The sequence below is a fragment of the Paenibacillus turicensis genome (assembly GCF_050461185.1).
GTDB classification, from domain to species: Bacteria; Bacillota; Bacilli; order Paenibacillales; family Paenibacillaceae; genus Fontibacillus; species Fontibacillus turicensis_A.
In genome coordinates, this window is record NZ_JBCMOR010000014.1 from 1 (window position 1) to 24247 (window position 24247).

At 40.3% G+C, this 24247-nt stretch carries 19 protein-coding genes and 1 pseudogene; 19 read left to right on the top strand and 1 reads right to left on the bottom strand.

The genetic code is table 11. The annotated features are described in order from the left end of the window. The 18 genes and pseudogenes from ABE099_RS17100 to nikE all read left to right on the top strand — a co-directional run. A pseudogene (locus ABE099_RS17100) lies at positions 1-1640 on the top strand (DUF5704 domain-containing protein); the annotation flags it as partial. A gap of 344 nt (positions 1641-1984) precedes the next feature. Further along, on the top strand, positions 1985-7075 hold the full coding sequence (locus ABE099_RS17105) for a pre-toxin TG domain-containing protein (RefSeq protein ID WP_430032293.1): 5091 nt from the start codon (positions 1985-1987) through the stop codon (positions 7073-7075). 19 nt (positions 7076-7094) lie between these two features. Further along, a complete protein-coding gene (cdiI, locus tag ABE099_RS17110; protein ID WP_430032294.1) occupies positions 7095-7451 on the top strand; it encodes a ribonuclease toxin immunity protein CdiI in 357 nt (118 codons plus the stop codon). A gap of 338 nt (positions 7452-7789) precedes the next feature. Beyond that, a complete protein-coding gene (locus ABE099_RS17115; RefSeq protein WP_430032295.1) occupies positions 7790-8029 on the top strand; it encodes a hypothetical protein in 240 nt (79 codons plus the stop codon). A 290-nt stretch (positions 8030-8319) separates the two neighbouring features. Further along, positions 8320-8826, top strand: coding sequence for a hypothetical protein (locus ABE099_RS17120; RefSeq protein ID WP_430032296.1), 507 nt, complete (start codon positions 8320-8322; stop codon positions 8824-8826). A 111-nt stretch (positions 8827-8937) separates the two neighbouring features. Next, on the top strand, positions 8938-9324 hold the full coding sequence (locus ABE099_RS17125) for a hypothetical protein (RefSeq protein WP_430032297.1): 387 nt from the start codon (positions 8938-8940) through the stop codon (positions 9322-9324). A 19-nt stretch (positions 9325-9343) separates the two neighbouring features. Next, positions 9344-10534, top strand: coding sequence for a phosphoenolpyruvate hydrolase family protein (locus tag ABE099_RS17130; RefSeq protein WP_430032298.1), 1191 nt, complete (start codon positions 9344-9346; stop codon positions 10532-10534). A gap of 130 nt (positions 10535-10664) precedes the next feature. Beyond that, a complete protein-coding gene (locus ABE099_RS17135; protein WP_430032299.1) occupies positions 10665-11873 on the top strand; it encodes a Tm-1-like ATP-binding domain-containing protein in 1209 nt (402 codons plus the stop codon). A gap of 59 nt (positions 11874-11932) precedes the next feature. Further along, positions 11933-12763, top strand: coding sequence for a phosphoenolpyruvate hydrolase family protein (locus ABE099_RS17140; RefSeq protein WP_210087439.1), 831 nt, complete (start codon positions 11933-11935; stop codon positions 12761-12763). A gap of 207 nt (positions 12764-12970) precedes the next feature. Beyond that, positions 12971-13405, top strand: a complete 435-nt coding sequence (locus tag ABE099_RS17145; protein WP_430032300.1) for a hypothetical protein — start codon at positions 12971-12973, stop codon at positions 13403-13405. 80 nt (positions 13406-13485) lie between these two features. Continuing rightward, entirely contained in the window at positions 13486-14361 is an 876-nt protein-coding gene (locus tag ABE099_RS17150; RefSeq protein WP_430032301.1) for a MerR family transcriptional regulator, read from the top strand. Positions 14362-14409: 48 nt separating this feature from the next. Further along, positions 14410-14886 carry a tRNA (N6-threonylcarbamoyladenosine(37)-N6)-methyltransferase TrmO gene (gene tsaA / locus ABE099_RS17155; protein ID WP_430032302.1) on the top strand — a complete coding sequence of 159 codons (477 nt, stop codon included), beginning with the start codon at positions 14410-14412 and terminating at the stop codon, positions 14884-14886. Between the two features lie 254 nt (positions 14887-15140). Next, the gene (locus ABE099_RS17160; RefSeq protein ID WP_430032303.1) at positions 15141-15689 is read left to right on the top strand and encodes a delta-aminolevulinic acid dehydratase; all 549 of its coding nucleotides are present in this window, start codon (positions 15141-15143) and stop codon (positions 15687-15689) included. A gap of 155 nt (positions 15690-15844) precedes the next feature. Next, positions 15845-17452 carry a nickel ABC transporter substrate-binding protein gene (nikA, locus tag ABE099_RS17165; protein ID WP_430032304.1) on the top strand — a complete coding sequence of 536 codons (1608 nt, stop codon included), beginning with the start codon at positions 15845-15847 and terminating at the stop codon, positions 17450-17452. A gap of 18 nt (positions 17453-17470) precedes the next feature. Beyond that, complete coding sequence (nikB, locus tag ABE099_RS17170; protein ID WP_430032305.1) at positions 17471-18415, top strand: nickel ABC transporter permease; 945 nt, start codon at positions 17471-17473, stop codon at positions 18413-18415. Positions 18416-18450: 35 nt separating this feature from the next. Beyond that, positions 18451-19245, top strand: a complete 795-nt coding sequence (gene nikC, locus ABE099_RS17175; RefSeq protein WP_430032362.1) for a nickel ABC transporter permease subunit NikC — start codon at positions 18451-18453, stop codon at positions 19243-19245. A gap of 34 nt (positions 19246-19279) precedes the next feature. Then, entirely contained in the window at positions 19280-20083 is an 804-nt protein-coding gene (locus tag ABE099_RS17180) for an ABC transporter ATP-binding protein (RefSeq protein ID WP_430032306.1), read from the top strand. A 115-nt stretch (positions 20084-20198) separates the two neighbouring features. Next, positions 20199-21014, top strand: a complete 816-nt coding sequence (gene nikE, locus ABE099_RS17185) for a nickel import ATP-binding protein NikE (protein ID WP_430032307.1) — start codon at positions 20199-20201, stop codon at positions 21012-21014. 45 nt (positions 21015-21059) lie between these two features. Here nikE and ABE099_RS17190 read toward each other — a convergent pair whose 3' ends face one another. Beyond that, a complete protein-coding gene (locus tag ABE099_RS17190; protein WP_430032308.1) occupies positions 21060-21962 on the bottom strand; it encodes an AraC family transcriptional regulator in 903 nt (300 codons plus the stop codon). Between the two features lie 258 nt (positions 21963-22220). Here ABE099_RS17190 and ABE099_RS17195 point away from each other — a divergent pair, with 258 nt between their 5' ends. After that, entirely contained in the window at positions 22221-24212 is a 1992-nt protein-coding gene (locus tag ABE099_RS17195) for a glycoside hydrolase family 31 protein (RefSeq protein WP_430032309.1), read from the top strand. Positions 24213-24247 lie beyond the last annotated feature (35 nt).

Consider the following 24247-nt stretch of genomic DNA (forward strand, 5'->3'; position numbering starts at 1 on the left):
ATGTGATTCCAACTACCAAAACCAACAAGGCAAATCAGCCAAGTAGTGGTACGATTTTCTACGGACTGATGTCAGGCAATATCAATGGGGGCGAAAACAAGGAATACCCAATCAACGGGATCAATTCCGTCACCGTACATACGCCAGTAGTGTTATATCCTTCGGTGTCCGATGATCAGGCACATAACCAAAAAACGGAGCCTGCACAAAATCGTTCCGCCATTATTTTGGAGCGTCCGTTTACCGTTCATTTACCCAATAGTGGGCAACATACGAACTATAAAGGTTATGGCAAACGAGATTATGGCAAATATGTGCGCAACAAGCAAGTGAAGTTTCCATTTGATGTGTATGATGTATTCCGCACCACCTTTTATCCAAAAGGGACTTGGATCGATGTCGCAAGCTATGAAGAGGAAGTAGAGTTTTATTTACCCGTTTGGGTGGACGAAGGCTTTTATGATGTTGAGATGCGCACATTTGCGGAAAATGCACCTGAGAATCCGAGTGAGCAAACCAATGCCAACCTCGATTTAACTCATCATGTGGCAAAGGCGACTGTCCCTGTCGATGTTGTGGGCAGGCTGTACGATTTTCATGTCACAGACATCGCAGATTTTAACTGGGAATCGGTGTTTCGGATGGAGCAAGGGAGCCGAATGCATACGGGGAACAGCTATTGGGTGGGACAAGGGGACATCGATGGTGACCCCAGATATACCCCTTCCCAATATACGTTGCCCCTGCGCCCAGGAAGTCATCCCGTCTTTAAAAATCTGGTGACTAAAACAGGGTATCACTTTAAATTTGAGCTTAAAACCAAAGGGAATATGTTTAGTGCCAAAGATGGAGTAGAGATTGTCCCTAGCTTTTACTTTATTCCGTTGTTAAAGGAGAAAGACAACCCAACGCCACAGATCGGTAAACGGGTGCCTGTTGATTTGTATTATCATACGAATGACAAATACTTTATCCAAATCGGCTCGAAAGAAGACAAAGAAAGCAGGTACGTCATTTTAAACGAACGGTTACGGAATGTACCACAGGTGGAGCTGGAGGATACGGCACGTTATCGGTATGATGTGGAGAAAAGCTTTGCGGAAGTCAATCAAATGAGCCGTGCTCAATACCTAGCGCAATATCAAGACAAAACGACAAAGCAAAAAACAATGGTGGGTGGGTATGGTGGTTTATTTCTAAGTGCGCCAATCCGCACCTATATTGGACCGAAGACCGAGCTGCCGACAGGGGTAGACCCGTACCGAGCCAACGCAGCGATCCAAAAATGGTATGGCGAATATAGCCTCCCTGCTGGGGTGTATGCCGTAGAGAAGGGCACTAATATTGCAGAATATGGACGCACGCACCAAGGTCTGGATGATGCCTCCCCAATCTTTTTAAAGGAAGGCTACATTGTCGTGAACTTTGATCTTCGAAGCGTGCAAAATGGGCAGAAGGATCGCCCGCACCTGCAATATATTCACGGAAAGCTGATGAATCAATGGAGCCAGATGGAGGGCTTTAAGAAGGACGTTATCGATCCGTATGGTAGAACCTTACCGATCCAGGATGGGGATGTCATTTATTACGATGGCAAATATTCGAGTCGGAATGACTTTGTGCCGATGGTGACGCATTAAGCAGAGCGATATCAATAGCATATAGAAATAAGAATAGCAGATATAGTAGATTCTAGATTACGTAAAAAAGGCTTCTCTTTCTTAGTGGTGTAACGTGACACACCAGCTACGAAAGGGGAGCTTTTTCAATTTAGAAGAGGGAATTTTCTTTGGGTTGTAACCATAGAGAGTTACATCTATAATTGTGAATTTTTAAAGAATAAAGGATATATTTCCTATCTTCTATGTTATTATTTTCCTATAAATATAAAAATCATAGGGCTTTTGGGGCTTTTTAGGAGGTAGGAAGTAGGCACAAACCTAGTTAAACATGAATACATAGTAAGAGATGAGGGGAAATAGACATGCAAATTGAATTAAGAGTTTCTGATCTAGAGGAGCTAGGTTCAAAATTGCGAAGATCAGGGAATGAGATTGAGGGGATTCGTTCTGAATTACGACGAGCAATGAGCGGGTTAAGCTTAAGGAGTCAAGGGCGAGCAGAAGTAGATTCCTCCTATCAAATGATTGAAAGAATGCTCAAAGAACTAGAGCAAAGCTTGGATCGATATAGCCGAGGCGTCACCCAAAAAGGTGTAGCTTTTGATGAAGCAGATGGAAAAGCACCTCCGTTTGAGTGGGGGAAGGTGTGGGATGTCTTCAAGGTGATAACTAGCATTGTCTTAGACTTTACTCCGATTGTGAGCAATATTAAAGCGGTGGTCGAAGCGTTAACTGGGCGTGACCTCATTACTGGAGCCGAACTGACTTGGTATGAACGTGCTTTAGGCTTACTAGGTCCACTAGGAAAAGGACTCAATAAGGGAGCAAAAATACTTAAGGCTACAGATGAAGTGGTATCTGGTATTAACAAATTTACAAAAGCAACCCATGTAGTTGCAGAAACTGTGGATAATGGCAAAGGAATTGTGGAAGCCATCACTGGCGTAGATATGATCACAGGGGAAAGACTACAGCCTTGGCAACGCGCTTTAGCTGCCGCTGGAGTTACGGTTAGCGTAGGTGTAAATAAATGGGCGAATCAGAAAAACAATAAGTTCATGCAAGCCGCCAATGAGGTCACTGATGATTCAAAACGGATAACCAAGTCGCAAAATGGGTCACAAGGGGACATGGGATCAGGAAATAAGAAGGATGCAGGAGGGAATTCAACACATCAGCAGGATGGTTCACATACGGAAACCTCTACCCAAAATCAAGTTTCTAATCCTAATGGAACTCATGTACAACAAGGGACAGAAGCTACCCAAATAAGTGACCCGAAGAAAACTGAACAGAAGTGCATGAACGGAGACCCAGTGCATGTGGGTACAGGTCAGCAATTTATGATTCATTCCGCTTTAAAGCTATATGGGGCGGCGACTTGGGACTTGCAGCTTTTTTATAACTCTAATTTATTGCAAAAAAGTGAGCTTGGCTTAGCATGGACACATAACTATGCCATGCGTCTAGACTTTGGGAATGGGCAACAAGTCAATCAAGAGGCAGAGTTAGATCCTAATCGTATGGACACAGGAGAGAACTTTAACCAGAAGACGGATGTGGATTCACCAGATAAATCCAGTATGCCAAGCGAAGCCATCACCGTCTGGTGGACAGCAGGACGAAGAAACGTCTTTACACGTCAAGAGGATGGGGTATACCGTTCAATGGATACCGATGTCCTTTTAGATGAGCTTACGCCAGTGGGAGAAGGATATGAATTAAAGTTAGGCTCTACAAGGGAACGCTACTATTTTAATGAAAATGGAATTTTACAACGACATGTCAACCGAGTGGGGATGGCGTTACAAGCTACCCATGATGAACAGGGGATATTGCAGTCACTACAGGATGAGTTAAGTGGGCGTGCGCTACAATTTAAATATAATCAAGGTCTACTTGCTCAGGTTATAGATGGTCATCGTCAGATTTCCTTTGCCTATGATGAAGCAGGGTGGTTAGCAGAACTCACCGATACAGAAAATCTAGTGACTAGCTTCACCTGTGATGAAGCAGGACGCATTTTAACGATGTCTACCAATGGCAAACGTGACTTTACGAACGTCTTTGATGCCTTCCATCGGATTGTTAAGCAGATTGATGGTAAAGACAGTATCACTACATTTGAATATGATGCACATAGTCGACCAGGGTACTTTTTAACCACCGTCACGAATCGGGCTGGTGAAGTGGAGCATCATGTCTATAATGATCGCCACCTTTTGCTTGAAATTAGTGGAGAAGAAGGAGTACTCCATCGTTACACCTACAATGAGCGTGGTCAGAAATTAACAGAAAGTAATGCATTAGGGGAAACGATCTGCTACACCTATGATGAAAAGGGACAACTCATAAGCTTCCAAGACGCACTTGGACAAGCAACAACGTATATGTACGATAACAAAGGTTTACTGATCGAAGAGCAAAATGCACTTGGTGCAGTGACAAGATATACCTATGATGAGCAGGAGCGACTCACTCAGATTACACGCCCTGACGGAGCAAGCTGTCATTGGGAGTATCATGAAAGTGGTGCGCTGTTAGCCTATCATAACTTTGCAGGTGAAACAGTCCGTTATCAGTATGATGACTCAGGGTACATCCAAGTGATGCAAGATGGAGAAGGCCGTCAAACTACGATATTGATTGATGAAGTAGGACGGATGGCAGGCACGCAGGATGTCTATGGGGGAACGTTACTTCGGACATACAATGACGATGATAAGCTTACCCTGGTCAAGGATGCATTAGGACGAACTTGGCGTTATGAATACAATTTGGATGGTAAAGTAACAAAAATCTCTGATCCTACTGGTGGGACAATCTCATATACGTATACTGCAATGGGGAAAGTCGAAACCACCACCGATCCACTAGGTAATACTCACCGTTATACGTATGACGGAGAAGATCGACTGATCGCAGAAGAAGATGCTCGTGGTGGGATCACGCGGCTACGGTATGATGGACGTGGACGTGTTGCTTCGGTGACAGATGCGTTAGATCGTACGATCACCTACAAATACGATGCAACAGGCCGCCTAGAATCTGTGTTTGATGCGTTAGGTCAACCCGTCCAAACGTTAACGTATGATGCCAACGGTCAGCCGATTGCCATCAGTAATGCGCTTGGACATACAACTGAGCGTCGATTTAATGCGTTGTATCAGCCTGTAGAGCAGACTTCCGCAGATGGAATCAAAACGGAATATCACTACGATGAGCTTGCTCGTTTACAGGAGGTCATTGAAGATAGTGAGCAATGGCGAGCACGGTATACACAAAGCTATGATGCCGAGCATCGTCTAACAAAGTACCAAGATGCTAACGGCAATGAAACGACGCTAATGTATAATCGGACTGGACAGGTAGTTGAAGAAAAAAATAGCACAGGACATGGGCTAAGTTATACCTATGATGAACGTGGCCTTCTTGCATCGAAGCAAAATGCACGTGGTCAACAAGAAGGCTATACGTATGATGCCGCAGGTCAACTAATCAGCATGACAGATGAAGTCGGTCAGCTTGAAATTAAGTATGATGAAGCCGGTCGCTGGGTCGAAGGGAAGGAAACGGGAAGCCAAGCTATACAAGCCACACAAGCGACTCAAACCATTCGTCGTAGCTATGATGCATTGGGTAGATTAACCGAGCAATGGGATGTATGGGGACAACGTATTGGTTATGCGTATGATGAAGTAGGCAACCTTACACACCTGACGTATCCAGATGGCAAAGTGGTGGAATACCGCTATAACCTTGGTGGCGAGCTGATCGAGGTCAAGGACTGGGCAGGTAGATTAACACGGTATCGGTATGATGGCAATGGACGTCTCATCGAAACAAATCGCCCTAATGGAACAAAAGAACGCCGTAGCTACGATGTTTTAGGCCAGCTTTTACGTCAGCAGGATGTAACCCCTCAAGGTATTTTGCTACAGGACTTAAAATACGAATATAACGAAGTGGGTCAAATTGTAAAAGAGCAAAATAAGCAATATACGTATGACCAGCTTCGCCGCTTAGTTAGTGGAGCGAACCAAGGTAAAATTACGTATTATCATTATGATCTTGGTGGGAACCTGACGGAGCAAAATGAAGTAGACACAGAGACAGGATTGGGATTTGAAGGAACAAGAGGATTAGAAGAAACAAAAGGAAGATTAGGAGTAAGAGGAACAAACACTGGTGATAATCTAGGTGAATTAGGTCAAGGTTCGTCTAACACAATAGATACAATGTCTGTATTCAGCTATAGCGCAGATAATCGCCTACGCCGCATTGGCAACTACCCAACAGAGCATGATGCGGATGGGAACCTGTTGTACTTCACTGACGGCGAAAAAATGGCAGCGTATGAATACGATGCTCGTAACCGCCTCATCCAAACTGGCCGTATGAAATATCGGTATAACTGGCGAAATGAACGCATTGAAAGCATTTGGCGTGGTAAGGTCACACGCTATGTAGTAGACGATTTAAGCGCATTTAGTCGTGTGTTAATGGAGTTAGATGGTGAAGGAAATGTCCTTACTCGTTACGTATATGGACTTGGTTTAATAGGTAGAGAAGATGCGACAACAGGTACTTACCAAAGTTACCACAGTGATCTACGAGGAAGCACCACCATCCTAACCAATGAGCACGGCCTGGTGACAGACCGTTATGCTTATGGAATTTATGGCGAAGTAGACCATTTCGAAGGCAACACGTCCCAACCGTTTCAATATAACGGTAGAGATGGTGTAATGCACGATATCAATGGGCTATACTATATGCGAGCACGGTATTACCATACAGAGTTGAAGCGGTTTTTAAATCGAGATGTTATTAGAGGTAACATAACAGAAGGGCAGACGTTTAATCGCTATGCGTATGTTAATGGTGATCCGGTGAGGTATGTGGATCCGTTGGGATTAGCAAGGTTAGGGTGCGAGGTTTTTGATGAAGCAAAGATACCTAGAACCTCAGAAGAGTGGAATGAGTACTTTAAGAAGCAATATGGCGATGGAAATGTTGCGAAGAGCACTGCTAGTTTTTCTCCTGATTTAGAAGTTCACTTAAAGTATGTTGACTCTAAGGTACCAAGAAGCCGAGGTATTGGGGGAGCGCATAATAAAGAAGAGTTTTATAGGAATGGTGTTAATATATTAAATGTTGAGAAGCATCCATTAATGCCAGAAGTTGAGAAAGTCACATATCAAATTCCTTCAATAGATGGCAAAACAGGACAAGTTACTGGGTGGAAAGCAAAAGAATACTTAAAAACTATTTATGATCCAAAAGTGATGTCTGATGAGGAATATATTAGATTAGGCAAAGAGGCGGCAAATAATGCTCATTCTAAAGGTAAACTAGGTAGAGAGTGGGATGGCTACGATAAGAATGGTGTAAAGTGGATGGGGTATACTGATTCATCTGGAACAGTAACATCCTTCTTTCCAGAATTTTAGTAGAGAGGATTTAATAAACATGAGGGATAAGTTACAGGAAAGAGATCTGTTAGAACCAATTCATTTTCCAGTAATCGCTTTTTTTAATAGTGTTCCTGATTCAAATTTTATGAGGGTGCTTGAGCAGATGTCAATAGGTATTGGCACTGGAATAAATAAGGTGGATTGTTCATTTCCAGATGATGTTGAAGAAGATGAAGAAAAGTTTGACGGTGTCAGGTTCTCTGTAAATGAAGAAGAAGTCATTTTAAATTATGAATTATTTTATTATTATCTAAATCTAGCATGCAGAAATTATTTAGATGTATTCCCTAATGAGCGTAATGAGTTGGAGCAATATCTAACTACTATTAGGGAACGATATAATTTATATTAGTTTTGGAGAAGAGGCCTGTGTTTTGATGTGGAATAAGAATGGGATAAATAAAAATGATCCTTATAATTAATGAAGTAGACTCAAATACGAGTGTCTTAATAAAGTTAAATTAGTAAGGGCATTCAAAAACTCTAATCCAAACTATTTAGTTATAAACAAAATAATATACTGGTAAGTGTACACTGGCCCGCTCCGCAGTAAGGAGATGAGATTTTGGAAATAATAAATAGTAAATACTATGAAGGGTATGAGGGTGAAGGAGAAATACAGTTTATAAGGATCTCTCTAACGGTGATAAATATATAATAAGAATCTGGGATGGTTTTTTTGATGAAATAATGAGTGGAATTCAGCCTGAGGAAAACGGTTGGACAGGTCTGGTGTATTACTATCATGTTGAAGAGCCTTGGTGGGAACAACCATGGAAGATTCCAGATATAGAAATTGTTCTTAAACAGCTACAAGAAATAAAAATTGAGTTATTAAATGTGGAGGTAAGGCAACTGCACAGTGAGCTTTGCGATATATTATCTAACGCTTGGAGATTAAACGAGTCTGTTTGGATTGCTGATGAGTAGTAATGCGTATAAGTAAAGAATTTAGATAATACTATATTTTATTACCCATCATTCATATATTTTCCTAAAACTATAAAGCTTTTTTCTGTTAAAAAATCAGGTCAATTATAGTCAGCTACAGCTACTATCATAATTGGCCTGATTTTTATCCTCAAAAACAGCCAAATGCACTATCCCTTCCCACTTATTAGCATGTATGTTTTAAATAGTTTGAGAAATAAACTAAAATGGTAGGATAATACCAAATACAAATAATTCACATTAGTATAAGTTGAATAGCAGGTGATCTATTGAAAATCCAAGTAGAGTATGGTGAAAATATTATCGTTGCTGTGGTATTTCGTAATAAATGGAGTTGGTATGTCACAGAAAAAGATTATTGGTTCTTAGATTTAATAAAATTAGAAAAAGCATTTTTAATTAAAGGATACAGGCTTCCTAATCTAGGTGACTATTCCGATCGTTTTGATATTGGAGTACTAGATGAAAATTCCGCAGACAAATTTTTAAATGAAATAAGCGAACTGAAGGTAAGTTTGGTTGAATTGAGAGAATTAGTATTAAAACTAACATGTAGTAGCATAGAAAGTGAAAACTTTCCTACTGAGTTAACTCCATCATTATTAGTTGATTTTGATAATAAATTGTTGATGTCCTATTTCCCTGAACCTGCATCTTTTGAAGACTTTGTACCTGATGGTTGGAAGGGACTTTATGAAAACTTCTTAGATAAAGTACCGATGCAAGAAAGATACTGGGTAATAGATGGAATAGATTATTTTTGTGGTAAACAGTAAAAAAGATAGGAAGAATGAAGGGGTTAAAATGAAAAGAAACCTGAGTAGAATAGGGCCACTGGATGAAAGGCAACTTGATACACTTACACGATCAAATTTAAAGGTGATATTATGACGAATAAGTATCTAAAGTTCGGTATACAAAATGAGGACATGCAACTTGTGACTGAAGAGTTACAGAAAATTTTAAATATAAGCTTTGAGGAGCATGAAAGTAGTTACTGGGGAGAATACAACATTGCTAAGTTATCTAAATCTGAAAGTATTAGATTAATTTATAATAATTATATGGATGATGATTGGCAGGAAGAAGATTTTAAACAATATCCACTACTACTTGAGTTTAATGGAATAAACGAGCCTGAGAAGATGCTGTACCTTCTTTGTGAAAACCTCCCTTATATTAGTCTATTGTATATGGATGAATTTGATGGGGATGATTCATTTAAAAGATATATTTTTGAAAATGGAGAATTCGTATTAGATCAAGAAGATTGACCCCCAAGGAGCGATACACTTGAACAGAACAACCATACTAGAGCAGCTTCAATCCCAACTACATACAGGCAATCATATTATTGGTGTGGGAACGGGGGCAGGTATTACAGCCAACTACGTAGCGCAAGGTGGAGCAGACTTTATTTTAACGTTGAATTCAGGTAGGTTCCGTCAAATGGGGCGAAGCTCGTTAGCTGGTTTTTTACCCTTTTCCAATAGTAACGATATGGTCATGGATTTTGCATCAAGGGAAATCATTCCGCTGGTGAGGGATGTGCCTGTGTTATTTGGACTAAATGCAAATGATCCAACAAAACAAATGCCATCCTACATAACGAAGATCAAAGACAGCGGGTTTGCAGGCATCAACAATTATCCGACAGTTGGATTAATCGATGGGATATTTCGCGAAGCGCTAGAGGAAGATGGTATCAGCTATGAGCGTGAAGTGGAGGCTATTGCGTTAGCCCATGAGCAAGGGTTGTTTACGGTGGCTTTTGTATTTGATGAGCTTCAAGCTACGGCAATGCTAGAGGCGGGCGCAGATGTTATTTGTGTTCATTTAGGACTCACAGTGGGTGGATTGCTTGGGGCAAAGAAGGTCGTTTCCCTAGAGACTGCTAAAATGAAGGCATTACGGATATTTGAGGTGTGTGACAAAATTAAGTCTGACATTATTAAAATGATTTATGGCGGCCCTGTAAAGACACCGATTGATGTTCAATATATGTATAGTAACAATACGCAGATTATGGGGTACATTGGGGGTTCTGCCTTTGAGCGTATTCCTTCAGAAAGGTCGATCACATCAATAACACGCGATTTTAAAGCGTTGGGTAAGCTAGATGAAGACGATTTTATGGTTAAAATGTTAAATGGGATCACGAAGCATTATGATTATGTCGAGTTTGTCAAAGAATATGTAGCACAAAACTACAATAATGAAATTGTGTTTTCCGATTTAGCTCAGGTTGCTCATATTTCACGCAGTTATTTAAGTAGTTTATTTAAAAAAGAGGTCGGCTGTAGCTTCCAATCGTATCTCGTAAATTTTCGCATTAACAAGGCAATAACTTTACTTCAAACACCACAGCTTCAACTATCTGAAGTCGCTGCAATGGTTGGATATTCAGATTATGCCCAGTTTAGTGCCATGTTTAAAAAGCTTAAAGGTTGCTCACCTCGGCAATATCGTTCTAATCTAACCTAATCACAAGTTTATCACACATGAAAGCATTTTCATGAATAGAAGGAGCCAGTATGATAAAGCTATAGCGATCATACTGGTTTTTGTATTTTTTAGTTCAATCTCATTTAATTTAATATAAGGAGGCAACAGGATGAAAACCATCGCAATTGCAGGCACATTTGACACAAAGGGTGAAGAATATCTCTATATCAAAGGGATAGCGGAGGAGCTTGGACTTCGTACCTTTATGATTCATACTGGTGTATTTAAGCCCATTTTTACACCGGATGTGTCCAATGAGGACATTGCTCAAGCTGTGGGCATGGATATGAAAGCCCTTGCAGAGAAAAAGGATCGTGCTTTAGCAACAGAGGTATTGTCCAAAGGCTTAGAAAAATTAGTGCCAGAGCTGTACAAGCAAGGTAAATTTGATGGCATTATTTCCTTTGGAGGAACGGGTGGGACTTCATTAATTACACCTGCGATGCGCGCCTTGCCGATTGGTGTGCCAAAGGTGATGGTGTCCACGGTTGCCTCAGGAAATACAGCCCCATATGTGGGGACAAGTGATATTATGATGATTCCTTCGGTTGTGGATATCGCAGGGTTAAATTCAATTTCTACTAAAATCTTTACTAACGCAGTTTTCGCAATAGCAGGGATGCTGAAATTTGAACATACTCATGAAATTGAGAAAAAGCCTCTAATTGGAGCTACCATGTTTGGGGTAACGACACCTTGTGTTACTGCTGCTAGAAAATATATGGAGGATCGTGGCTATGAGGTGCTTGTGTTCCATGCAACAGGGGTTGGTGGACAATCGATGGAGGCTTTGATTGACGCAGGCTTTATAGAAGGTGTGTTAGATTTAACGACAACGGAATGGGTAGATGAAATTGTTGGGGGCGTATTAAACGCAGGCCCACATCGACTAGAGGCGGCTAGTCGGAATCGGATTCCACAAGTGGTATCTGTGGGCGCGCTAGATATGTGTAATTTTGGACCGATGGATACAGTACCAGAAAAATTCAAAGATCATATGTTTTACAAGCACAATCCAACCGTTACGTTAATGAGAACAACTGTAGAGGAAAACGAGCAGGTAGGCAAAAAGATCGCTGAAAAGCTCAACATGGCGAAGGAACGTACCGTTTTGATGTTGCCTTTAAAAGGAGTTTCGGGCATTGATATAGAAGGACAACCTTTCTACGATGCAGAAGCAGATCAGATGTTATTTGATACACTACGTAAGCATGTTGATCCTTCTGTTGTTGAAATTATTGAGATGGATTGTGATATTAATGACCCAAGCTTTGCCGAAGCCGCAGCACAAAAATTAATTGATATGATGAATGTTTAATATTTTATAAAACTTATTAATTGAGTAGTAGTGATAAGAAACTTAAGGAGGAGCTATACATGAACAAATTAACTAGAACTGAAATTATGGCGAAATTTAAAGAAGAAGTGAAGCAAGGGAAAATTTTGCTTGGGGTTGGTGCGGGTACTGGGATTACTGCAAAAAGCAGTGAAGCAGGCGGCGCAGATATGCTTATTGTGTACAATTCTGGACGATACAGAATGGCAGGACGTGGCTCTTTAGCAGGCTTATTATCTTATGGCGATGCCAATCAAATCGTAGTGGAAATGGGTTCTGAGGTATTACCTGTCGTCAAGCATACGCCTGTATTAGCGGGGGTGTGTGGGACTGATCCTTTCCGTGTGATGGAAGTGTATTTAAAGCAACTAAAGGAGCAAGGGTTTAGTGGTGTGCAAAACTTCCCTACGGTTGGCTTAATTGATGGTGTATTCCGTCAAAATCTAGAAGAAACAGGCATGGGCTACGATCTTGAGGTAGAAATGATCCGCATTGCACATGAGTTGGATATGCTTACAACACCGTACGTGTTTGACCCTGAGCAAGCAAAAGCGATGGCAGAGGCAGGAGCGGACATTTTAGTTGCACATATGGGCTTAACGACTAAAGGAACTATTGGTGCAAAAACAGCCTTAACGCTAGATGATTGTGTAGAGCGAATTGAAGCAATTATTGAAGCAGGACGAGCTGTAAATCCAGAAATTATGATTATATGCCACGGTGGGCCAATTGCGGAGCCTGAGGATGCAGCATACGTTATGCAAAAAACAAAAGGAATTGATGGATTCTTTGGCGCTTCTAGCATTGAGCGTTTTGCAGCAGAAAAAGGCATTAGAGAGCAAGCGGCTGCATTTAAAGGAATTACAAAATAATATTTAAAGCAGGAGGGGCGAAAAGCTCCTCCTTTTTTGTTGTGATCTGTTGTTTATTGTTTTATCCAACTATTCAATCTTTTTCCCAACTGTGATAAAGCAGATTGAAGTATGCTTGAACTAAGCTCAAAATAGATTTTAAATGGAGTAAAAAGATTAACGAAGCTACTCTAATTGGAACAATTTTTGAAAAGGTAGGCGGTAAACATGGGCAATTACACCAGTAAAATTGGTAATCATGTATATGTAAAAGGCGGTATAGAAGCAGTCAAGCTGTATAAGGAAGCATTTTTGATCGAAGAAGATGGCGAGCCTTGGTTAGATGATGAAGGTCTAATTATACATCAAACTCTTGTGCGAAATGGTGAACTCTTTTTAAGTGTCAGTGAAAACAAGTATTTACCTAAAGGATTTATGGGAATTTATTCTGCTGACGTGTGTCCAACCATGTTATTTTGTGTTTACTACCGTAATGAAGAAGACTTGCGTAGGACTTTTGGACTTTTATGCAAAGATGCAAAGAAATACACAGAGATACAAGCTGAAGGGAAGGACATGATTTGCGAAGTGATTGATAAATTCGGGGTATTTTGGCATCTTCGTTTTCCCAAAGAACAGAACGTATCCTTTATTCCCAAATAGCAGATGTTGGGATAGGTTAAAACCCCTGAATATCCATTTAAAGCAGAACGAAACTTATAAAGTGGGATCGAGGTGATCAAATGTTTCAAATCGGGCAATTCTCTAAATTGACGCAAGTAACGATCAGAATGCTTCGCTATTATGATGAGGTGGGGCTATTGAAGCCAGCAATGATCGATCCTCAATCAGGATACAGATTGTATGCCGCCGCACAAATCCCAACATTAAATAAAATTGTTTATCTCAGGGATTGTGGTTTCAATGTATCAGAAATTGCTACAGCTCTAAGCATAGATAATAGGAATAAAGATAAATCACTAAATGACTCATTAGATGAATCTCAAGGTGACTCACTTACAGATCAGCTTGAAAGGAAGAAGCTAGAGGTAGAGCTTACAATTAAAGCGGAGCAGGAAAAACTGAGAAAAATAGAAATGGCCCAAAAAGAAATTTTTAATGCAAATGGCAACATGCATTATCAAGTTTCAATGAAGTCTATCCCTAGCTATTCAGTCCTTTCATTGCGTAAAACAATGCCAGATTACTATGCCGAGGGACAGATGTGGGAAGAGTTATCCAGCTTTGCGGCAAAGGAAAACCTTCAATTTTCTCAAAACACCGCTACTTTTTCTATTTATCACGATTTGGAGTATAAGGAACAGAATGTGGATATTGAATTATGCGCACCTGTCGAAAATTTCGGATTACACAAGGATAAAGGAGACTTTACATATCGAACTACGGAACCAATTCCTAATATGGCATGTACGATGGTATATGGTGATTTTTCAAACATAGCAGGAGCTTATCTTAGCTTTGCGCAGTGGTTGGAGCAAAATAGTCAATATCAAATGTTTGGACCAACAAGGCAAATTGTACATTATGGGCCATGGAATGAGAGTAACCCCGAAAATTACGTGATTGAAATTCAAATCCCTCTCTTGACCCTCACATGATGTGAGGGCTTATGTTGAAATTGGCAATCAACAAAAGGAGGAAAAAATATGAGTGAATTTGTAGTTCGACCTATAGGTACTGTTCGTAGCGATGAAAAAGGGACATGGTTAGAGGTAAAAAAGGAATATATTCCGGCTTTACAAGCTTTAGAGGGGTTTAGCCATATTCAAGTATTGTGGTGGTTTAGTGATTTAGATAGTGAGCAATATCGATCTATATTACAAATGGATCAACCATATAAGAGTGCGCCTGAAACGATGGGAACCTTTGCGACAAGATCACCCTTACGTCCCAATCCCATTGGGTTAACAACAGCGAAGATTCTTCATATTGATAGTGATAACGGATTGATCCATATCCCATTCATTGATGCAAATAATAACACACCGATTCTCGACATCAAGCCATATACACCAAGCGTGGATCGTGTAGAGGCCCCACAAGTTCCCTCATGGTGTAGCCATTGGCCTCAAAGCATGGAGAAGTCTGCTACTTTTGCATGGGAAGAAGAGTTTAATTTTTAAGTAATGTGGGGTTACCCTCCAAAAGGTATTAATTTAGGAAGAAGTGGCCCACAGGTTTGTCGACCTTGCAGTGGGTCACTTCTTTTTTCTATTGATGTATGGGTCTGCTTAATAAGCAGGCTCTTTTTGTCATTCATTTGAAAAGAAAGTACGATATAATAAAGCAGAAAAAAGCAGAATAAAAGTCAAATTAGAAAAAAAGGGCCAGATTTCATGGTTATTTTAAGCAAGCAGACATATATGGAGGTGGAATGATGAGTAAACCAGAAATGAATGTAGCCATCGTATGTGGACCAAATTGTGATTTGGAGGTACAGGCAATTCGCTCAACGTTAGAGTACTTAGGAGCAAGAGTATTTGTATATTGGGTAGGTAGACCTCTTGATTTTATTTCTGTATTGTCGGGAGACGATTTGTATCCAGATACAGACTTTATTTTGCTTTGTTTCCATGGGATGGATGGTAAATTTGTAATGCCTGAGCTAGCAGAGGAGATTTATGAACAAGATGAACCACGCGGGGACTTCGGTGTAGATGAGGTAATTCGGTATGCAAACTTAGAAGGAAAAGTAGTATTCGCTAACGGATGCACATTAGGATTTCCAGAGACAGCAAAAGCATTTTTACAAGTGGGATGTAAAACATACATAGGTCCAGATGATTATCCAGATGGTAACGTGGCGTTGATGTTTGCACTTAGGCTGTTGTATGAGATGATCCAAAATAAAAAGAGCGTACAACAAGCTTTTCATCTGACTCAAGCGATGGATGAAGAGATGACGATGTACTGTTTATATGAGTAACTGCCCCCAACCTTGAAGGTGGGGCTTTTTTAGTTTGTTTGCTTCAAAATTTTAATTTTAAAATTGACATAAATAAAATATTTAAAGTATGATGCATTATAGCGATAATGATTATCATTTTTAGTGAGAATAGGATGGGTCATATGTTGAAGTCAATGAGAAAAAAACTGCTGTTAAGCTTGTGTTTACTAGTTGGATTGACAGCGGTGTTAGCAGGCTGTACTACAGAGAAACAAGAAGATGCGCCTAGCGCTGGAATAGCATCAAATGAAAAGGTCGTTACGATGTCGTGGCCACGCGATATTGGACCCATGAACCCACATTTGTACAACCCTTCTCAAATGTTTGCGCAATCGATGATTTTTGAGTCCCTTGTAGCTTATAAGGATGGAAAAATAGAACCTAATTTAGCGGAATCTTGGACAGTTTCGCCGGATGGAAAGGTATATACCTTTAAGATTCGTCCAAACGTTCAATTTTCAGATGGAACCCCTTTTACAGCAAAAAATGTAAAGCGAAATTTTGATGCTTTTATGAACAACAAAAATATGCATACTTGGCTAGGCATGGTTAATATGTTGGACAAGACTGAAGCTATAGATGATACTACCTTTAAATTAACGTTAAAAGAAGCTTACTATCCAACTCTCTATGATCTTGCTGTTGTTCGTCCTGTTCGTTTCCTTGCGGATGCGGGCTTCCCTGACAACGGAGATACCTCTAAAGAAGTTAAAAAACCAATTGGTACTGGCCCTTGGGTATTAAGTGAATATAAAAGAGATGAATATGCTGTATTTACGCCTAATGAGCATTACTGGGGAGACAAGCCTAAGGTTGAAAAAATTATAGTTAAAGTAATTCCCGATGGAGAAACACGTGCACTTGCATTTGAGAAAGGTGACTTGGATCTCATCTATGGTGAAGGTGTAATTAGCTTTGACGCTTATCAACAGCTTCAGCAAACTGGCAATTACGTTACTAAACTATCCGAGCCGATTGGTGCAAGAGATTTAGTGTTAAATACGATGAATCCTAAGCTTGCAGATATTCGCGTTCGACAAGCGCTTCATCATGGCTTTAATAAGCAAGCGATGGTTGAAGGTGTTACGCTTGGGATGGAGGAGAAGGCAGATAATATTTTGCCACCAAATTTGCCTTACGCTAATGTGGCTCCAATGTCGGTGGATTACAATGTAGAGCAGGCGAAAGCTTTGCTGGATCAAGCAGGCTGGATATTACCTGCAGGCAAAACAATACGTGAAAAAGAGGGACAACCCTTACAGCTTGAGCTTATTTATGATAAAGCAGATTTAGTTCAGAAGTCATTTGCGGAAACATTGCAAGCAGAATGGACAAATATCGGCGTGAAGCTGGACATTACGGGTGTAGAACTCACGGTATATATTCAACGAAGAAAAGCTAATGATTTTGATATGAATTTTTACTCTACCTTTGGTGCGCCGTATGATCCACATTCCTTTATGACGGCAGTCATTCAAAATGGATATGGTGTATCTGATACATTAGTGGCTTTACCGATGAAGGCAGAGCTTGATAAAGAAGTCAAGGAAGGCATGTCTACAACAGATGAACAGCTCCGTACGAAGTTATTTGGTTCCGTGCTTACGACTTTACAGGAGCAGTCATCGATTATCCCAATTTCTTATATTAAGAAAATAGCACTTTATCAAAAACGTGTGACACAATTTAATTTCCCGTCCAATCGTGACGAGCATCCTTTTTACGGGATTGATACTAAGTAGTCAAATAGGAGTTATGTCATGGGGCGTTACATTTTAAAAAGAATTAGTTCGATTATTCCGATAGTTTTGATTGCATCCTTTATCACCTTTTTGATGATTCATCTATCCCCTGTGGACCCTGCGGAAGCTTATTTAGCCGCAGCGCACATCTACCCTGATGATGAGGTGCTTGCACAAAAAAGGCATGAGTTAGGACTAGATCAGTCAATACCAGTTCAATACGTACAGTTCTTATCCAAGATGGTACGTCTTGATTTTGGCTTGTCATATACATCGAATCAGCCGGTATGGCAGGAGGTTGCCTTAAGAATGCCGGCAACGATCCAGCTAGCCTTTAGTAGTATTATTCTTGCCATTTTGATTAGTATACCGCTTGGGTTTTTATCGGCGGTATACAAAAATGGTGTGATCGACTATATCAGCAGGATGATTTCTTATATCGGCGCCTCCATTCCAAGCTTTTGGCTTGGATATTTGTTAGTTTTCCTGTTTGCCGTTAAATTAGATTGGTTTCCTGTCGAGGGAAGAGGAGGATGGGAACATCTGGTGCTTCCCTCCATTACGTTAGCGATTTCCTTTATTGCTGTCTATACTCGATTGTTACGAACAACGGTATTGGAGCAATTACAAGAAGCCTATGTCAGATATGCAAGAGCAAGAGGTTTAAAGGAAAAGGTTATTATGCTGAAATACGTATTAAGGCTGGCGATTTTACCAGTCATTACAGGCTTAGGTATGAATATGGGGAAATTGCTGACAGGGGCAGTCATTGTAGAGCAGGTTTTTTCATGGCCTGGCTTTGGTCGCTTTTTTGTAGAAGCGATTATAGATCGTAATATCCCTGTTATTCAATGTTATGTATTTATGTCCGCGTGTCTAGTGATTGGATTTAACCTGATCACAGATCTCATTCACTTATACCTTGATCCTAGAATTGCGCGGAAAGGTAGGGCTACACAGTGATTAGAAATTTACTTGATATTGCCAAGCGTTATAAAATTGCAGCCGCTTGTGTTATTATTTTATTTTTGTTTGTGATGATAAGTATATTTGCACCATGGCTTGCCCCAAATGATCCTGTTTCCGTTAATCTAATTCATAGGTTGCAGCCACCTTCTTGGGAATACCCCCTTGGGACGGATCAGTTAGGACGTTGTACTTTATCGCGATTATTATATGGCGCACGCACCTCCTTAGGGTTTGCTTCCATGATCTTTGTTTCTTCGCTTGGAATTGGCATAGTAGTGGGAATTGTTGCGGGATACAAGGGAGGGTGGCTTGACGCGGTTTTGATGCGATTTTGCGAAAGTGTAATGGCATTTCCTAATCTTGTGCTTGTACTTGGTATTGTGGGTGTATTTGGCCAAGGGATGCTTCAGCTTGTGGTCGCCCTAATGATGGTGCAATGGGTATATTATGCACGTATGATCCGCAACATGGTTGTTAGCTTAAAGGAACGCACCTTTATCGCAGCCGCTAAAATTAATGGCTCCTCCTCGTGGAGTATTATGAGAAGACACATATTACCTAATATTTTGCCTTCGATTATTGTCATTGGTACGCTTGAAATGGGATGGGCAATAATGGACATCTCTGCCTTGTCCTTTCTTGGGCTAGGAATTCAGCCTCCAACACCAGAGTGGGGTGCGATGATCCTTGAAGGAAAATCATTTATCCGTAATCAACCGCAATTGATGATTTATCCTGGGCTAATGATTTTTATCGTTGTGATGTCATTTCATACGTTAGGTGAGACATTATCAGAAAAATTAGGTGTAAAACGCGGATTATAGCAGTTAACAAAACGGTTATAAAAGGATGAGGGACATGGAACAAAAATCCCCTGTATTACAGGTACAAAATTTACAGGTCACTGTTCACACCGCACAAGGGGAGCAGCCTTTAATAAAATCCCTTCATTTTAAGCTTGAGCCTGGACGTATTCTTGGGCTTGTCGGTGAAAGTGGCTGTGGTAAGACAGTGACATCCTTAGCTATTTTGCAAATGCTGGATACAAAGGTGACAACGATCCAAGGCAGTATTTCCTTAAATGGGAAAGAGCTAAATGGACTAAAGCCGAAGGAAATGCGTCATATTCGTGGAAAAGAGATCGCACTCATTATGCAAAATCCGATGAATGCCTTTTCCCCTGTATCCACAATTGGTTCTCAGTTTATAGAAACGATCCGTACGCATATGTCCGTAAATAAGGCTGTGGCAAAGGAATTAGCGATCACCGCTTTGGAAGAATTACATTTACCACATCCAGAGGAGCTGTTAAGATGCTATCCCTTTGAACTAAGTGGGGGAATGCTCCAACGAGTGATGATTGCGCTAACGATGGTGCTACAGCCCTCAGTTATTATTGCGGATGAACCAACCACTGCACTTGATGTGAAAAATCAACGTCAGGTATTGCATGAATTGGACCGTTGCCGACAGGAGTATGGCGCAGCTATTTTGTTAATCTCTCATGATTTAGGTGTCATTGCTGAACTTGCAGATGAGGTGGCGGTGATGCAGCAGGGCGTGATCGTGGAGCAAGGTGACGTTTATGAACTGTTTGACTCTCCAAAGCATCCTTATACTTCGTCTTTGTTAGCTGCAAGACCAACGCTATCAATGAAATGATTATAACAAGGACACCAACCATGCCCAATATACCCAATTAACCAAATACACTAATTGATAATACCAATAACAGCTAAGCATAACGGGCTAAAGAAAGAAGAAGAGGTGAGTGAATATGGCGATGCTTGAAGTTAAAAATATTACACATAGCTACACTTCTTCCACTTGGTTCAGAAAAAGCTTATCTAATAAAAATGTAATTAATAATGTATCCCTTCAAATTGAAGAAGGAACTTGTCTGGGACTCCTCGGGTCCAGCGGAGCAGGGAAAAGCACGCTTGGCAAAATAATTTTAGGGATGGAGAAGCCCCAAAAAGGACAGGTGCTCTTTCAAGGGCAAGATGTATATGCCTTAAATTCAAAATCAGGTCGGCACTGGCGGCGTGAGTTACAGGTCGTTTTTCAAGACTGTTATTCTGCTGTGAATCCTAAAATGACGGCAGCACAAATTATCGGTGAACCTTTACATAACTATGAAACAATGGCTACGCAGGAACATAAGCGCTATATTGGGGAGCTATTGGAATGTGTGGGTCTATCAGCTACAGATAGCGGTAAATACCCTCATCAATTCAGTGGGGGACAGCTTCAGCGGATTAATATTGCTAGAGCAATTGCCTTAAAGCCAAAGCTAATTGTGTTAGATGAGGCGGTAAGCAGCTTGGATATGGTCACTCAAAGCCAAATTTTAAGGCTACTTCAGGATTTAAGGATGAGGTTTGGCTTGTCTTACTTATTCATCACGCATGACATTAAAGCTGCTTTTACGATCTCTGATACACTTGCTGTGATGGAGAATGGGCAAATTGTAGAGCACTGTAAGAATAAGGAGCAATTTTTACAATCTACCCATCCTGCGGTAAAAAGCTTGTTGAATTGTATGGTTTCAGAGCATCCACGTGAGCGCTTAAAAAAGAATACATTTACCTAAATAAGGGTTGTTCTATTCGTTAAATAACGAAGGAATGCCCTTTTTTTATCTATTAATTTGATATTGCTTCCGATATTCAGACGGCGTACATTTCATATATTGCAAAAAAGCTCGATTAAAATAGCTAATGTTATAAAAACCACATTGAGTAGCAATCTCTGTAATTTTAGACTCAGAATTAAGCAAGGCTTCACAGCTTTTACGTATACGCTGCTGGACGATATAAGAAAATGGAGACAACCCCGTTAGCTGCTTAAAGTAGCGACAAAAGGTGCTCTTACTTAGGTTAGCTTGGTTGGCAAGTAGCTCTAGTGATAGATCGGAGTAAATATGCTCATGGATATATTGCATCGATAATTTTAACTTGTGATGAAGCTTTATATAAGCATTAGATAAATCGATACTGCGAATATGATGATTAAAATACAAATTCCACAGCTGATAAAGTAAGCCATGTAGTTCAAGCTCCCATTCGTCAATATTGTCACGATTATAAAAGGAGATAATTTTTTTTAGAAAAAACAATGCATCGTATTGCCATTGTTGAGAAGCAGTTAGGTGACAAATATAGAGGGTGCCATGATGCGTTAATGGCTGTACAAAACGAGCATAGGACGCATGAGAGAAGGCTTCTGTAAACAATACAGGACTAAATAAAAAGGCGTAAAAAGAGATTTCCTTGTTATAGGTGTTCAGCGCATAATGAAGCAAGTTTTGAGGGATGAGTACGGCTTCGCCTGCTTGCAGATGTATATGGGTATCTTCGATTACTAATTCGAGTTCGCCCTGTTCCACGTACAGAAATTCTATTTCCTCATGCCAATGCTGATATAACACTAACATTGTGTTAGCAGGTATATGTGTATAGTGGATGGAATACGGTCGGTTAAAGGTGACGTGGGTTACATTTTCCTTAAGTTTTGAATCGGTATAGCGAGTATCTAGCATGGAATGACTACCTCCAATCGCTGTTTAATCACAAAGCTGGCCTAATAAAGGGAACTGTAATAACAAGATGCACTGAATATAGCATAGGAGATAAAAATGTCAATATAGTGTTAGTTTATAAGCGTATAGTTCAAGCGTTTTTCCTTTACTGCCAGCTATACTGAATAAAGTGATAATTGTAAACACAGAAAAAAGGACACAAAGTATTGTGCATAGTGCTTTTAGACAAAAATTTCAGATTAGCTTAGGGAGGGAAATATGGGGAAAATTACGTTATACGAGGATAAATTAGTGTTTGAACGTAAGGATGAATTAACGGTCATTGAAGCGTATGGTGCAAACTGCTTACGCTGTCGTTCAACGAAAAATTCGCGTCTGTCTGATGAGGCTTGGACATTATTGAAGCCGCCTACAAAGGCACAAAGTGTCGTTACTGGAAATGAGGAAATAGCAACAATCACTAATGGCTTTATTTCAGCTACGATTGAGGCGGGCAACATTTGGCATGGAGGCATCATTTCTTATTTTAGAGAGGGCAAGCAGATTTTACGAACTAAATTTGAAGGTGATTATACAACTAGAAACATGCACCGTGAAGGTGATCATTATCAGGTTAAGGTGATCTTTGAGGCGAATGAAGGCGAGCATTTTTATGGGTTAGGTCAAGAGCAGGAGGATCAGTTTGATCGTAAAGGTAGCACTTGTAATTTGCTGCATTATAATACGAAATCTGCATTACCTGTGGTATATTCTTCGCTTGGCTACGGATTTTTTTGGAACAATCCATCACCAGGACGTTGTGAACTAACAAATAATCATACGTTATGGTTATCTGAAAGCGCTCATCAAGCGGATTACTTGGTATATGCGGGAGAAACCCCTGCAGATGTCATGAAAATTTATTGTGATTTAACCGGTTATGCACCTGTATTCCCAGCTTGGGCAGGCGGATTTTGGCAATGTAAGCTACGTTATGAGACGCAAGAAGATTTATTAGAAGTAGCAAGAGAATATAAACGACGTAATATCCCGATTGATGCGATTGTCATCGACTATTTCCACTGGACAGAGCAAGGGGAATGGAAGTTTGATCCGACCTATTGGCCTGATCCTAAGGCGATGTGTGATGAGCTTATAGCCATGAACATTCGTCCGATCGTATCAATATGGCCAACCATTAGTCCAAAAAGTGAAAACTATTTAGAGATGAGCGAGGCAAATATGCTTGTCCGTACCGAAAATGGACAATACGGCACATTTGATTTTTATGGTCAGCAGACGTTTATTGATCCAATGAATCCAAAGACAGCGCAATTTGTATGGGATAAGGTTAAGCAAAATTATTATGACTATGGAATTAAGGATTTTTGGCTAGATGAAGCCGAACCAGAGGTACACCCTCAACAATTTGGGCATTTAAAGTTTTATTTAGGCAATGGTGCACAAACGGCGATGCTTTATCCATATTACTATTCCAAAATGTTTTATGAGGGCTTGCAGTCAGAAGGGGAAACTGAAATTATTTCCTTAACGAGAGCAGCCTATCCTGGAAGTCAGAAATATGGGGCAGCAGTTTGGAATGGCGATATTATGTCTACCTTTGAGGCATTGAGAATGAGTGTGAAAAGTGGGTTGTCGATGGCGATGAGTGGGATTCCTTGGTGGAACTCTGATATTGGTGGTTTTTTCTCAGGAGATATTGAGAGTAGCTATTTTAGAGAGCTGATCGTCCGTTGGTTCCAGTTTGGTTTATTTAGTCCCATTATGCGACTGCATGGTGCTCGGACACGCCCGGAAAATCATGTTCCGAAACACCCTGGCATTATTGAACAAAGTGGTGGTGATAATGAAATTTGGGCCTTTGGTGACGATAACTATCCCATCTTAAAAAAATTAATTGAATTACGCGAACGTATGAAACCGTATACAAAAAAATATATGGATATTGCTGAACAGAGCGGTAAACCGATCATGCGTCCGATGTTTTTTGACTTTTATGCAGATGAGGTTTGCTACACCTTAGAAGATCAATATATGTATGGCGAGGATATTTTGTTTGCACCCATCGTAAATCAAGGACAAACAGACCGTCAGGTTTATTTACCTAAGGGACGTTGGGTGAATGTTTATGATCGTACTATTTATGAAGGTCAGCAATTTCTGAAATGTCATGCAGAGCTAGATCAGTTTATTGCCTTTGTTAAAGAAGGTAGTGAAGCGCTTCAAATATTTGATGATTTGCTTTATTAATGTACTAGTTTGGTCTGAGATATTGGTATAATATT